The following is a 12753-nucleotide window of genomic DNA, read 5'->3' as shown; positions in this document are numbered from 1 at the left end:
TTCTGAACCAGCGGTTCACGACCTCGGCCCGGGGGATTGCGCCGGTTCGGATGGCATTCCCCACGCCGCCAGATCATTCACCAGCATCAGGCAAAGCCGACGGAACACTGCACGCAATCGGTCGATCTCGGGATCATCCAGCCGGTTCATGGCCAGCGCCCCATCCATGCAGGTCAGCCAATCCTCGGCGTCCTGCGGCCCGATCGGCACATGCGCGTGGATCAGCCGGATATCCATGTGGCCGTGCTTTTCCATGTAGTGACGCCGCCCGCCCATGAACCCGGACAGAAAATCGAACAATTCCGTCCTTGCGAGAGGGATGCCATGGCCACGGGCGTGCAGCATCCGCAAGGATTGCCCCTCCGGGATGCTCTCCACGATATCGTAAAAATCATTCACCAGCTTGCGAAGTCCGTCTTCTCCGCCGATATGGTCGATCACTCTTGGCTTCGTCATGTCATTGCTTGTCATGGTCATGCTGAGTTTCGCAGATCAGATATCGGCGTACAACGGATACTTTGCGCAAAGCGCGGCAACCTTTGCCTTGACGCTTGCTTCGATCTCGCCGTTTCCATCGTCGCCATTGGCCGCCAGCCCATCGATGATCTCGACGATCATGTCGCCGATCGCCCGAAATTCCGCCTCGGCAAAACCTCGCGTTGTGCCCGCCGGTGTGCCCAACCGGATGCCAGAGGTCACGGTCGGCTTCTCCGGATCAAATGGAATCCCGTTCTTGTTGCAAGTGATGTTCGCCCGACCCAACGCCTTTTCCGTGGAATTGCCCTTTACGCCCTTGGGGCGCAGATCGACGAGCATCACATGCGTGTCGGTGCCACCGGTCACGATATCAAGCCCGCCCTTCATCAATTGGTCCGCCAGCGCGACGGCATTGGCGCGCACCTGCTGTTGATAGGTTTTGAATCCGGGGCGCAGGGCTTCGCCGAATGCCACCGCCTTGGCCGCAATCACATGCATCAGGGGGCCGCCTTGAATACCCGGAAAGATTGCCGAGTTTACCTTTTTGGCGATCGCCGCGTCGTTGGTCAGGATCATGCCACCACGCGGCCCGCGCAGCGTCTTGTGGGTCGTGGTGGTCGCGATGTGCGCGTGCGGGAAAGGTGACGGATGTTCACGTGCGGCGACCAGCCCGGCGAAATGCGCCATATCAACCATCAGGAGGGCGCCGACGCCGTCAGCGATCCCACGGAACCTGGCAAAGTCGATCTGGCGCGGAATGGCAGAGCCGCCAGCAATGATCAGCCTGGGCCTGTGTTCTTTCGCAAGCGCCTGCACCTGATCATAGTCAATCCGGTTGTCCGCTTCGCGCACACCATATTGTACGGCGTTGAACCATTTGCCCGACTGGTTCGGCGCGGCCCCATGTGTCAGGTGCCCGCCGCTGGCAAGGTTCATGCCAAGGATCGTATCGCCCGGCGCTATCAACGCCTGAAATGCTCCCTGGTTTGCCTGGCTGCCCGAATTTGGCTGAACATTGACATACGCACAGCCAAACAGAACCTTGGCGCGTTCGATCGCCAGGGTCTCGGCCACATCGACCCACTCGCATCCACCGTAATAGCGCCGACCCGGATACCCTTCGGCGTATTTGTTGGTTAGAACACTGCCTTGCGCCTCGAGAACGGCGCGGCTGACGATGTTTTCGCTGGCGATCAGTTCGATCTCGTCGCGCTGACGGCCCAGTTCACCGCTGATCGCAGCAAACAGTTCGGGATCGCTGGCGGACAAGGTTTCCGTGAAAAAGCTGTCGGGTTTTTGCGGCGCGTTCATTGCGTCTTCTCCTGAAAAATGGGGCTACCCGGTCCAGCCGAGGCCGGTCGCTATGCAGTTCATCGACTGCAACAACGGGGTGGAATCCATGTCTTGCGACGATTGGCGAGTGCGGGACAGCAGGTTGACCTGAAGTTCATGGATCCGGCCAAGTTCGCCGCGAACACGACTGAAACGGGTGCACATGTTGGGAAAGCGCTCGCCGATACCGGGTGTTCCGGTCAGGGACCGCAACTCGATACAGCTCTGATCATATTCCCGCCGCACATTGTCAAAGATCGCATGGCGCACCGTGCCGTCCGGAACCAGCGATGCATAACGTGCTGCGATGTCCATGTCGGCATGAAACAGCGATTTCTCCACCTCATCAACGATCAGCTGGAACAGGCGCGAGTGACGGAGCATCTCGGACAGAAGCCGATCACCCTCTGGCCCGCGCACCCGACGGAACGAGGCCAATGCCGTGCCAAAGCCGTACCAGCCGGTGATCAGGTGCCGGTTCTGCGACCAGGCGAAAACCCAGGGGATCGCCCGAAGATCGTCCAGCGTCTGCGCGCCAGACCGGCGCGCAGGCCGCGATCCCATTTTCAGCATTGCCAGTTCCTCGACCGGGCTGGCCTGTTGAAAATAGTCAATGAAACCGGGTTGTCGCAAAAGCGTGCAATAGGCGGTCTGCGACATCCCGGAAAGCGCCTCGAGCGCATCGTTGAACTCGGGTCGTGTCAATTGCGGTCGCGTGTCCAGCGCCTGAGTCAGAACCGACGAGGCCAGCAATTCGAGATTGTGCAACGCGGTTCCCCGATTGGCGAATTTCGACGAGACGACCTCGCCTTGCTCGGTGGTGCGCAGCCGGCCGTTGATTGTGTTGCGGGGTTGCGCGGCGATGGCGCGCTCGGTAGGAGCACCCCCCCGGCTGACCGATCCGCCGCGACCGTGAAAGTACTCGGGCCGCAAACCGTGGGACCCAAGCGCGCGCGCAATGTTGCGCTGCGCCTTTTCCAGCTCCCAGGTCGAGCACATAAACCCGCCGTCCTTGTTGCTGTCGGAATAGCCCAGCATGATCTCGACCAGATCGCCATCCTCCTTCAGGCTGCGGCGCGCCAGCGGCACCTTCAGAAGTTCATCCAGTATTTGCGGCGCTGCGCGCAAGTCATCAATGGTCTCAAACAGCGGCACCACCCGCAGATCCAGCTTTTCCGCGCCAAAACCAGCGTATCTGGCCAGCAGGAAAACCGCCAACAAATCGTCGCAAGATCGCGTCATGGACAGGATAAAAGGCCCAAGTGCCCGCCGGTCCGCACCAAGGCGCGTCTCTTTCAGGAGGTCCAGCAGGGACAGCAATTCCCGTGTTTCGGCCTCGAGCTGGTCCCGGTCGATCCGGGGCAAGTCCGCGTTGCCCAATTCCCGACGCAGTCGCATCGACCAATCACCTGACCCATAGTCCAGTGCGGCTCCGGTGCGTCGCCAGATATCGGCGAGCGCCTTGGTCGTCACAGAGGAATTCTGCCGGATATCCAGGGTGAAGGTCCGAAACCCGAACACCTCTGCGCGCCAGCGGATTGGTCGTATCAGGCGCGACGCCAGACGATCAGCATCGACCGCCGCCAGCGCGGTCTCGACCCTGCCCAAATCCGATATGAAATCGGAAACCCGAAGATAGGGGTGTTGCCCTGCCGGCGCGCGCATGGCGGCAATGCGGCTGCCCATTGCGCTGATCGCCTGCCGGAATACCTCTCCGGGATTGACACGGCGAGGCGCGGCCTTGGCATCAGCCGCCTTGATCACGGCCTGCAATCCGTTCAACGCAGACAAGGGAATATCGGCAATCGCCGCGCTGATGCTGACCTGGCTGGCTGCCGTCGTCAGATCGGTCTGGTACTTGTCCAGAACCGTTGCACGGGATCTGGCAAGTGCCGTCTTGGTGATTTGCGACGTTACGTTCGGGTTGCCGTCGCGATCACCGCCGATCCAGGAATGAAACCGCACGCAGGGGCGGCTTTCCGGCATCTCTCCATAGCGGTCCGAAACCGCGACCTGAAACCGGTCGTAGAGTTGCGGTACGGCGTCAAACAGGCTGTCACGAAAGAACTGCAGACCCCACTCGATTTCATCCACCGGCGTGGGCCGTTCCAGACGCAATTCGCCGGTCAGCCACAAGAGATCAATTTCACTCTCAATATCGGCCATGACCTCCGCGCGTTCACGCGGTGTCCAGCGCTGTGTTTCCAGTTTGACCAGCGCGCGATAGATACGGCGATGGATCTCGAGTACCGTCACACGCTTGGCTTCGGTCGGATGGGCCGTGATGGTCGGGCCAACCGAAAGCGCGCTGGCGGCGCGGGCAAAATCATCCGACGAAGCATCAGGGACCTGTGCCATCGCCCGCGCGAAACTGCCCTCGACCGCATCCGGCCCTTCCTGCGTCTCGACTCTGCGCCGGGTCCGCATGTCGGCATTCTCTTCGGCGATTTTCAGCAGGTGAAACCAGATGTTCAGCGCCTGAAGAAACGGCACCGGGTCGGTATCAAGCGAAAGTGGTTCCTCGCCGTTTTCCAAAGCCGGCAGGACCTGCGGCGCCCGATGTGCGATCACGTTGCGCCACAGAACAAACAGATCCGCCCGCAACCCATCGGCATAGTCCGGAGCGGTTTTCAAGGCCTCCGTTTCGGGGATGGCCGTGCCGCTCCCGATCAATTGACCCGGTCGCGCGGGGCGCGGCCCTCGAAAAAGTCGCGCAGGTTGTCAATGACACGGAACCCCATCGCCTCGCGCGATTCGCGCGTGGCACTTCCCAGATGCGGCAGCATCACCAGATTGTCACAGTCGCGCAAAACCGGGTTGATGCGTGGTTCGCCATCAAAAACATCCAGCGCCGCGCCACCGATGGTTTCGAACCAAAGTGCCTGGCTCAACGCCATTTCATCGATCACTTCGCCCCGCGCCGTGTTGATGAGAAAGGCATCGGCGCGCATCAGGTTGAGGCGTGATGTGTTGATCAGGTGGCGGTTTTCCGGCCCCCCCGGACAGTGAAGCGACACGAAATCGCAGATTGGCATCAACTCCTCGATGCTGTCCACCTGCGTTGCACCGCACTGTGCCAGTATCTCGGGCGCGACCTTGCTGCGGTTCTGCACGATGATTTTCATGCCAAATCCATGATGCGCACGGCGCGCCATCTGCTGACCGATGCGGCCATATCCGATGATACCAAGCGTCTTGCCCGACACCTTTGTCCCGATCAGATGGGTCGGCCGCCAGCCGGACCACATCCCCTGACGCACCTCACGCTCGCCTTCCCCGGCACGACGCGCTGCCATCAGGAGCAGTGTCATGGCCAGGTCGGCCGTGCATTCACTGAGCACATCCGGCGTATTCGTCACGCAGATGCCGTGATCCGCGACGCGGGCCATGTCGATGTGGCTGAACCCAACGCCATAGTTCGCGAGGATCTTGGTTTGTGGCCGGGCAAGTTCCAGTTCCGGAGCGCCGATCTTGTCGGTCACCGTCGGCAGCACCGCATCATAGGATGCCAGTGCCGCCTTGAAATCCTCGGGCGTCATCGGAGTGTCCGACACATTCAGGACCGTGTCGAAATGCTGGGCAAGCTGCGCCTCGACCGCCGATGGCCAGCGGCGCGTTACCAGAACCTTGGGTTTTGTCATCTGACATCCCTCCTATTGCATGACGCGCGCGATTGTTTCACCAATCACCGCCGGGTTTTCCGCGACCGTCACACCGGCTGCGGTCAGGATCTCGACCTTTTCGCTGGCGCTCTCGCCAAAGGCCGAAATGATCGCGCCGGCATGGCCCATCGTGCGACCCTTGGGAGCGGTCAGCCCGGCGACATAGGCCACCACGGGTTTGCTGATATGATCGCGGATGTATTCCGCCGCCTCTGCTTCTTGCGGGCCTCCGATTTCGCCGACCATACAGATCAGATCGGTATCTTCGTCCTCTTCGAACCGCTCGAGAATGTCGCGAAACGACGAACCATTGATCGGATCGCCGCCGATACCGACGCTGGTTGAAATACCGATGCCGCGTTCCTTCAACTGCGCCGCTGCCTCATAGCCGAGCGTGCCGGACCGTCCGACAATACCGACATTGCCCTGCAGGTAGATATGGCCCGGCATGATTCCCAACAGCGCCTTGCCGGGGCTGATGGTGCCGGCGCAGTTCGGCCCGGTCAGCACCATGCGGCGCTCTTTGGGATAGCGGTACATGTAACGTTTGACCCGGATCATGTCCTGCGCGGGGATGCCATCGGTGATGCAGACGCAATAGCGGATGCCCGCATCGGCGGCCTCCATGATGCTGTCCGCCGCAAAGGGTGGCGGCACGAAAACAAGCGTTGCGTCGGCACCTGTTTCGGCGACCGCGTCCTTGACAGTGTCAAAGACCGGCAAACCCTCGACCGTTTCACCGCCTTTGCCGGGAACAACGCCACCGACAACATTGGTGCCATATTCGATCATGTCCTTGGTGTGGAACCGGGCCATCTTGCCGGTGATGCCCTGCACGATAACCCTGGTGTCACGGTCCAGAAAAATGCTCATCAGATTGCCCTCACCTTGGTTGACTGGTTGAGATCGCTTTGCCATGCGCCCACGGCGCGCTCTGCGGCCTCGTTCAGGGTTGTGGCCCGGATCAGAGGCAGGCCGCTCTGCGCCAGGATCTTCTGACCCTCGGCCACGTTGGTTCCGGCCAGACGCACGATCACCGGCACGTCGACTTGCACCTCGCGAAGGGCCTGCACGACACCTTCGGCAACCCAGTCGCACCGGTTGATCCCGGCAAAGATGTTGACCAGCACCGCCTGGACGTTCTTGTCTGACATCACCAGCCGGAAGGCCTTGGCAACCCGTTCTGGCGTTGCGCCCCCGCCGATGTCGAGAAAGTTCGCAGGCTCGCCACCTGCCAATTTGATCGTGTCCATCGTCGCCATCGCCAGACCGGCACCGTTGACGATACACCCGATGTTTCCGTCCAGCCCCACATAGGACAGACCGCGGTCGGCAGCCCGGCTTTCGCGCGGATCTTCCTGGCTCTTGTCGCGGAGTTCGGAAATCTGCGGGTGCCGGAACAGAGCGTTGTCGTCAAACGTCATCTTGGCGTCCAGCGCCAGGATCCGGTTGTCGCCGGTGACGACCAGCGGGTTGATCTCGACCATCGTGGCGTCGAGCTCGGTGAACGCGCGGTAACATCCCTGCAGGGTGCGCACCAGTTGCTGCACCATCGCTGCATCGATCCCGAGTTTGAACGCGATCTCGCGACACTGGAATTCCTGCAAGCCCACAGCGGGCTCCACGGTGGCGCGCACTATGCTCTCGGGGCGTTCGGCAGAGATATCCTCGATTTCCATGCCGCCTTCGCCGCTGGCGACGATCATGATCCGCTGGCTGGTGCGATCCAGCACGAAGCCAAGGTAGATCTCGCGATCGATCGGCACGGCCGCCTCGACATAAACCCGGTAGATGCCTTTACCTTCGGGTCCGGTCTGATGCGTCACCAGCTTCTTGCCAAACATCTCTTCGGTGGCGTCCTGAATCTCTATGTCGCTGTCACAGACCTTGACTCCGCCGGCCTTGCCACGTCCGCCCGCGTGAACCTGCGCCTTGACCACCCAGCGTTCGCCGCCCATCTCGCGGGCACGATAAGCGGCCTGTTCCGGACTATAGGCGAGCGCGCCCTGCGGGATGACAACGCCAAAATTGCTGAGAACTTCCTTGGCCTGGTATTCGTGGATATCCATTATTGAGCTCCTCCCAAAGCGCTGACTATTCCGCGGCGATCGCCGTTTCAAAATGCCGGTCAAGCCGGTTCTGTATCGCGATCAGATCGACCGCCGCCCCCATGTCCTGCATTGCCTTGGCAAAGCGCGTGACAATCTCGGAAATTGCATCTGGCGTCAGCAGGTTCAGAATGCCGATACGAACCTGCACCGGTGCCGAAAGGGTTGGCCAGATACCAAAACCCTTTGCGCGGCAGGACTGGACCAGTTCCATTTCGCGACCTGCCAGGGATTCCGGCAAATTCAGCACAACCAGCGACGTCATGTTCGAGGTCACGGTGCAGCCCATAGCGGTCACGGCTTCGCGCAAGGCCGCCTCGTGAAAGGCATAGTCCCGCGCCCGTTGTGCCACGCTGTGTTGCAGGGTGATACGCAATGCCTCGTGAAAGGCGGCAACGGCATAGGGGCTGTGGGTCCGGTGATAGGTGCCTTTTTCCACGTCCTGTCCATCGACGATGCCCCAGTGGCGCGCTTCGAGGATCGGGTTGTGGACAAAGGTGCGGCAGCCGGTCTTGCTCAACTCGGTGATGTAACGGTCGGTGAACGACACAGGCGCATAGGTCAGCGGCAGACAGCAGATGCCCTTTTGCGGACAGGAGGCCCAGCCCGCGACGCCCGCGAAGTCATCGATCCGGAAGTCTTCGACCCCAAGGGAGGACACGGCATCGACCAATCCCATGACCCCGTGGCGGTCGCAGGCCTCCGAGAAACCCCGGATATCATTCACTCGGCCCGAGCCGGTTTCCCAATGCGCCATCGCAGCCCATTTGGGTTTATGCTCGCTCAGGGCCGCCTCGACGATTTCACCCGTCACCGATTGCCCGTGCGGCACATCAATGATTGTGACTGAGGCAGGCTTGGGATCAAGCGGGTTGGCACGCAGCTCGTCTGCGGTTGCGGCCTTCATCCGCACGGTCAGACCGTCGATGCCCGAGAATGTGCCGTTGTTGAATACGACGACGGTATCGCCCGGCATCACTGCGCTGAACATCACGTCCAGCCCGCTCCATCCGGTGCCGGCAACGCCAAATGTATAGATGTTGCTGGTTCCCATCACATCGCGCAGCATCTTCTTGCACTCGATCATGCCGCGCAGCACATCTGGTTGCATGTGATCCGCCGTGCCGGCACTGGCAAACCGTTCAAGAACCCGCGGGTCGGTGTTGCCAGGGCCGGGGCCTGCCGCCAAAGTATGGGGGATTTCCAGCGGCGCAAAGATTGTGTTGGTCATGGTCGCGACTTCCTGATGTAAATTTTTCTTATCCTCAGGAAACACGCGCTCGACTTTTTCAGCAACGTAAGATACTCCTGCCTTTGGGTATCTAATTGGGTGGGAAAACTACTACCCATTCGGTCAGGTATGCCACCGTATACCAAATTTCGACCCGCCCATGTGGGTAGTTTGTTCTGAGAAAGGACTAAATTGCAACCAGTTAGCAAAGTCGATCCCCAGATCTCCGTGATGCTTGCCGACAGCAACCCACTGGTTCTTTCGGCAATGTCGGAGTTTTTCGAGCGCGACCCGCGATTCTCCCTCGTCGCCACAAGCGCGACGGCCGAAGGATTTCTGGGCACGGTCATGCGGGTGCCGGTGCAGGTCGGGGTGATCGACTGGAACCTGCCGGTGCTGGGCGGCGCAAAGCTGATCGAGGTTCTGCGCGAGCACGAACAGGCACCGCGACTGGTGGTCTATGCCGATCAGGGCAGCAACGCGCATCGGGCCGCGATGGCGGCCGGTGCCGCTGGTTTTGTCGATCGCAGCGGGACCGTGGCGGGCCTGCTCGACACTTGCGCCGATGTCGCGGCAGGCAAAATGGTGTTCCCGTTCCTCGATGTCCGCGAGTTGCAGAAAGACCCGATCCACACGCTCTCGCGCCGCGAACGAACGATGCTCGAAGCGCTCTCGACCGGGCTGACAAATCGCGAACTTTCCAAGACCCTCGGCATCTCGACCAACACGGTGAAATTTCACCTCTCGAACCTCTACGAAAAACTCTCGGTCAAGAACCGCGCTCAGGCCATCGCATATTTTTACTCCAACCGGTTGCCTGGAAAGACCACGGATACGACCGAGAACTGAGCCGGTCGAACCGTCGAATTTCAACTTCAAGATTTTTATTGACAGGAAAGATTTTTTCACTCCTGCATAGGCCGCATTGGACGCAACCCCCAACAGGAGCCTATTCCCAATGAGCTTTCACCCTATTGAACAGGCCCCCGCACGGCTGAATCGCAGCGAACTTGCCGTGCCCGGAAGTCAACCGCAAATGTTTGAAAAGGCATCACAATCTGATGTCGATGTGATCTTTCTCGACCTTGAAGACGCGGTCGCACCCGACGAGAAGCCACAGGCCCGAAAAAACATCATCCAGGCCCTCAACGAAATCGATTGGGGCACCAAAACCATGTCGATTCGAATCAACGGGCTGGACACGCACTACATGTATCGCGACGTCGTGGACATCGTGGAACAGGCCGGCGAACGATTGGATCTGATCATGATCCCCAAGGTCGGGACCGCCGCAGACGTCTATGCGATAGACATGATGGTGACCCAAATCGAAGACGCCATGGGCCTCAAGAAACGCATCGGTTTCGAGCATATTATCGAGACCGCGCTGGGCATGCAAAACGTGCATGAAATCGCCGCCGCATCCAGACGAAACGAGAGCCTGCATTTCGGTGTCGCAGACTATGCCGCAAGCACCCGCGCAAGGACGACCGTCATCGGTGGCGTGAACGAAAATTACGCCGTGCTGACCGATGCCGACGCAGACGGAAATCGTGCGACCCATTGGGGTGACATGTGGCACTATGCAATCTCGCGCATGGTCGTGGCCGCGCGTGCAAACGGGTTGCGCCCGATCGACGGTCCGTTCGGCGATTTCTCTGATCCCGAAGGGTACAAGGCGGCGGCTTATCGGGCGGCGGTGATCGGCTGCGAAGGCAAATGGGCGATCCATCCCAGCCAGGTTGCATTGGCCAACGAAGTGATGAGCCCGTCCACGGAAGAGGTCGACCGCGCCGAACGCATCCTCAAGGCGATGGCCGAAGCTGAAGCGGCCGGCAAGGGCGCGGTATCCCTGGATGGACGCCTCATCGACTATGCCTCGATCCGGCAGGCCGAAGTCCTGGTCGAGAAGGCCCGGCAAATCGCGGTAGGCTAACCATTGACGCCGCGCGCGCGAAATAGGGTCGGTGGCTGTCATGGGCACCGACACGGCATCGGTCGGTGTTGGAGAACGCCGCCAATCGGCCCCGAGATCGTCCTGCTCGGCGAGCCGTTCCGGGCAGCATACGCGCAGATCAAGGTGATCGTGCAGGTGCCGGGGCAGAGTCGTTTCGCTAAAGGCCGAAGACAGTCTCCGAGTTTGGCTTCAGGTGCGCGGCATTGGCCCCATGAGACAAATGGAGTATGTGACGTCCTGTGGGCCGGGGCGTCGCGGGCCGGATGATATTCTCCTTGCTCTTCTCGTCACCAGCCCGCGTGATCGGGTTCACTTCAGAGCTGCGGCAGATCGGTGAAGGCACCCAATAGCCATGGATCCGGCCACGCAACGATCCGGAAATCATGGATCGCCGGATGACCGCCAAAGATGCAGGATAGAGAGACTGAACCATGCGGCTTGCACTGATCGGATATGGCAATATCTCCACCACCTTGCTCACGCAGCTTGGCGGGCAGATTGGCGGACAGCTTGACGCGGTGAGCGTTCTGGTGCGGCCAGATGCAACCGCCACGGCGCAAGCGCGCCTGGACCGTGACGCTGTCGACCTCACAACGGAACGAACCGTCTGTACCGATCTGAAGGGTCTGATGTCTGCCAGGCCGGATCTGGTCGTGGAATGCGCCGGGCATACGGCGGTGCAAGCCTTTGTGCCCGATGTGTTGAGGGCAGGGACCGACGTTGTGCTGGTATCGATCGGAGCGCTGGCGGATTCGGCATTGCATGACAGGTTGCTAGACGCCGCGCGCAAAGGCGGTGCCCGGCTGATCCTGCCTGCGGGTGCAGTCGGAGGCATCGATCTGCTCGCCGCGCTTGGCCCGGCTGGTGACTTGAAGGTGAGCTATCGCGGGATCAAACCCCCGACGGCCTGGGCCGGAACACCGGCCGCGGACACGCTGAACCTTGAAACGCTCGACCACGCAGCCGTGTTCTTCACCGGCACAGCCCGTCAGGCGGCCAGCGCATTCCCCAGGAACGCCAACGTCGCGGCGACCTTGGCCTTGGCCGGGGCGGGTTTTGAGGCCACCCGGGTGGAGTTGATCGCGGATCCGCAGGCCCCCGGCAATATCCATGAATACAAGGTCAGTTCGCCTCTGGCGCGCTACTCTATGCGGATCGAAAACCTGCCCTCGCCAGGCAACTCGAGAACTTCCGTTGCGACCGTATATTCCGTTCTGCGCGAGATCCGCAACCGGATCGGACCGGTGGCAATCTGAGGGAGAATTGTGCCTTGGCGCACGTCATGGGACTGGATGCAGCAGACAGCGAGGCAGTAACCGCATGGCCCCAACGCGGCCTGACGCTGTGCCCTTAGCGGGACGGATTTCGACGGCCCCGTCGGCCGGTCCGGCGCGCGGATTCTTGGGCTGACATGAATGCGTGATCGCACCGTCTCTGGCAGGCTGTCTGGGGTCGAAACAAAGTTTGGCCCTGCGCGCGGCAATCGCGGCCCTTCACGTCCAGGTTGCGACGGGGCCGGCGATTCTGCTTCACAACGGCCGGATCGTTCGACAAACGCCAGACCAACCTGATCCGTTTTCGTTCGGCGTACGCCAGCGGCCGTTCAGGGAATCACCTTGGGCCGTAACCTCGAGACAAATGTGCTCAAACGGCGCTTTCTCACCCCAAGATGACGGCTTGGGTCACTCTGAGGTCTGGGTAACGTCGTATCTGAGGTGATGCGGGGTCAGTTTGATCGTGTTTTCAACCATGTTGTCATTGGTTCTTGACATTTTTGGCAAGTGCACGTTGAACATTAGGAAAATAAAATTCACAATAGGAATATTGCAGGATTGGAGAGCGACATGGCTTTGGGCAATACAAAGGGTGTCTGGAAATCTGGGCGAGGGAAGGGTCGTGTGGCGCCGAAGGGTCGTCAGTACGAGGATTCTTCGGTTGCGGATGTTCGTGGGTTGCTGGGCGATGTGGCGGTTCGGCGGGATTTGC

10 protein-coding genes are annotated in these 12753 nt (G+C 60.5%); 3 read left to right on the top strand and 7 right to left on the bottom strand.

Annotation, left to right across the window (positions count from 1 at the left end):
- Positions 1 to 15: 15 nt before the first annotated feature.
- The 7 genes from QO231_RS15505 to QO231_RS15475 are packed head-to-tail and all read right to left on the bottom strand — an operon-like array spanning position 16 to position 8810.
- Entirely contained in the window at positions 16 to 456 is a 441-nt protein-coding gene (locus QO231_RS15505) for a group II truncated hemoglobin (protein WP_316778259.1), read from the bottom strand.
- A gap of 36 nt (positions 457 to 492) precedes the next feature.
- Positions 493 to 1788, bottom strand: coding sequence for a serine hydroxymethyltransferase (gene glyA / locus QO231_RS15500; RefSeq protein ID WP_316778256.1), 1296 nt, complete (start codon positions 1786 to 1788; stop codon positions 493 to 495).
- 24 nt (positions 1789 to 1812) lie between these two features.
- Entirely contained in the window at positions 1813 to 4443 is a 2631-nt protein-coding gene (locus QO231_RS15495) for a phosphoenolpyruvate carboxylase (protein WP_316778253.1), read from the bottom strand.
- 35 nt (positions 4444 to 4478) lie between these two features.
- On the bottom strand, positions 4479 to 5450 hold the full coding sequence (locus QO231_RS15490; protein WP_316778251.1) for a 2-hydroxyacid dehydrogenase: 972 nt from the start codon (positions 5448 to 5450) through the stop codon (positions 4479 to 4481).
- A 12-nt stretch (positions 5451 to 5462) separates the two neighbouring features.
- Positions 5463 to 6344, bottom strand: coding sequence for a succinate--CoA ligase subunit alpha (sucD, locus tag QO231_RS15485; protein WP_316778249.1), 882 nt, complete (start codon positions 6342 to 6344; stop codon positions 5463 to 5465).
- Complete coding sequence (locus tag QO231_RS15480; protein ID WP_316778246.1) at positions 6344 to 7540, bottom strand: malate--CoA ligase subunit beta; 1197 nt, start codon at positions 7538 to 7540, stop codon at positions 6344 to 6346. Before QO231_RS15480 ends, sucD begins: the two co-directional genes overlap by 1 nt.
- 25 nt (positions 7541 to 7565) lie before the next feature.
- Complete coding sequence (locus QO231_RS15475; RefSeq protein WP_316778242.1) at positions 7566 to 8810, bottom strand: aminotransferase; 1245 nt, start codon at positions 8808 to 8810, stop codon at positions 7566 to 7568.
- A 231-nt stretch (positions 8811 to 9041) separates the two neighbouring features.
- Here QO231_RS15475 and QO231_RS15470 point away from each other — a divergent pair, with 231 nt between their 5' ends.
- The 3 genes from QO231_RS15470 to QO231_RS15460 all read left to right on the top strand — a co-directional run bounded on the left by QO231_RS15470 (position 9042) and on the right by QO231_RS15460 (position 12023).
- Positions 9042 to 9659, top strand: a complete 618-nt coding sequence (locus tag QO231_RS15470) for a response regulator transcription factor (RefSeq protein ID WP_316778239.1) — start codon at positions 9042 to 9044, stop codon at positions 9657 to 9659.
- A gap of 109 nt (positions 9660 to 9768) precedes the next feature.
- A complete protein-coding gene (locus QO231_RS15465; protein WP_316778236.1) occupies positions 9769 to 10746 on the top strand; it encodes an HpcH/HpaI aldolase/citrate lyase family protein in 978 nt (325 codons plus the stop codon).
- A 452-nt stretch (positions 10747 to 11198) separates the two neighbouring features.
- Positions 11199 to 12023: an aspartate dehydrogenase gene (locus QO231_RS15460; RefSeq protein WP_316778235.1), complete on the top strand. Its 825-nt coding sequence runs from the start codon at positions 11199 to 11201 to the stop codon at positions 12021 to 12023.
- Positions 12024 to 12753 lie beyond the last annotated feature (730 nt).

This window comes from Sedimentitalea todarodis, assembly GCF_032595355.1.
Classification (GTDB): Bacteria; Pseudomonadota; Alphaproteobacteria; order Rhodobacterales; family Rhodobacteraceae; genus Sedimentitalea; species Sedimentitalea todarodis.
Note: the sequence above shows the minus strand (reverse complement) of the source record. Positions and strands in the feature narration are given on the sequence as shown.

Bases quoted from the DNA above. Each gene is read 5' to 3' on its own strand.
- QO231_RS15505 (WP_316778259.1), bottom strand. From the start codon at position 456: ATGACGAAGCCAAGAGTGATCGACCATATCGGCGGAGAAGACGGACTT.
- glyA (WP_316778256.1), bottom strand. From the start codon at position 1,788: ATGAACGCGCCGCAAAAACCCGACAGCTTTTTCACGGAAACCTTGTCC.
- QO231_RS15490 (WP_316778251.1), bottom strand. From the start codon at position 5,450: ATGACAAAACCCAAGGTTCTGGTAACGCGCCGCTGGCCATCGGCGGTC.
- sucD (WP_316778249.1), bottom strand. From the start codon at position 6,344: ATGAGCATTTTTCTGGACCGTGACACCAGGGTTATCGTGCAGGGCATC.
- QO231_RS15480 (WP_316778246.1), bottom strand. From the start codon at position 7,540: ATGGATATCCACGAATACCAGGCCAAGGAAGTTCTCAGCAATTTTGGC.
- QO231_RS15475 (WP_316778242.1), bottom strand. From the start codon at position 8,810: ATGACCAACACAATCTTTGCGCCGCTGGAAATCCCCCATACTTTGGCG.
- QO231_RS15470 (WP_316778239.1), top strand. From the start codon at position 9,042: ATGCTTGCCGACAGCAACCCACTGGTTCTTTCGGCAATGTCGGAGTTT.
- QO231_RS15465 (WP_316778236.1), top strand. From the start codon at position 9,769: ATGAGCTTTCACCCTATTGAACAGGCCCCCGCACGGCTGAATCGCAGC.
- QO231_RS15460 (WP_316778235.1), top strand. From the start codon at position 11,199: ATGCGGCTTGCACTGATCGGATATGGCAATATCTCCACCACCTTGCTC.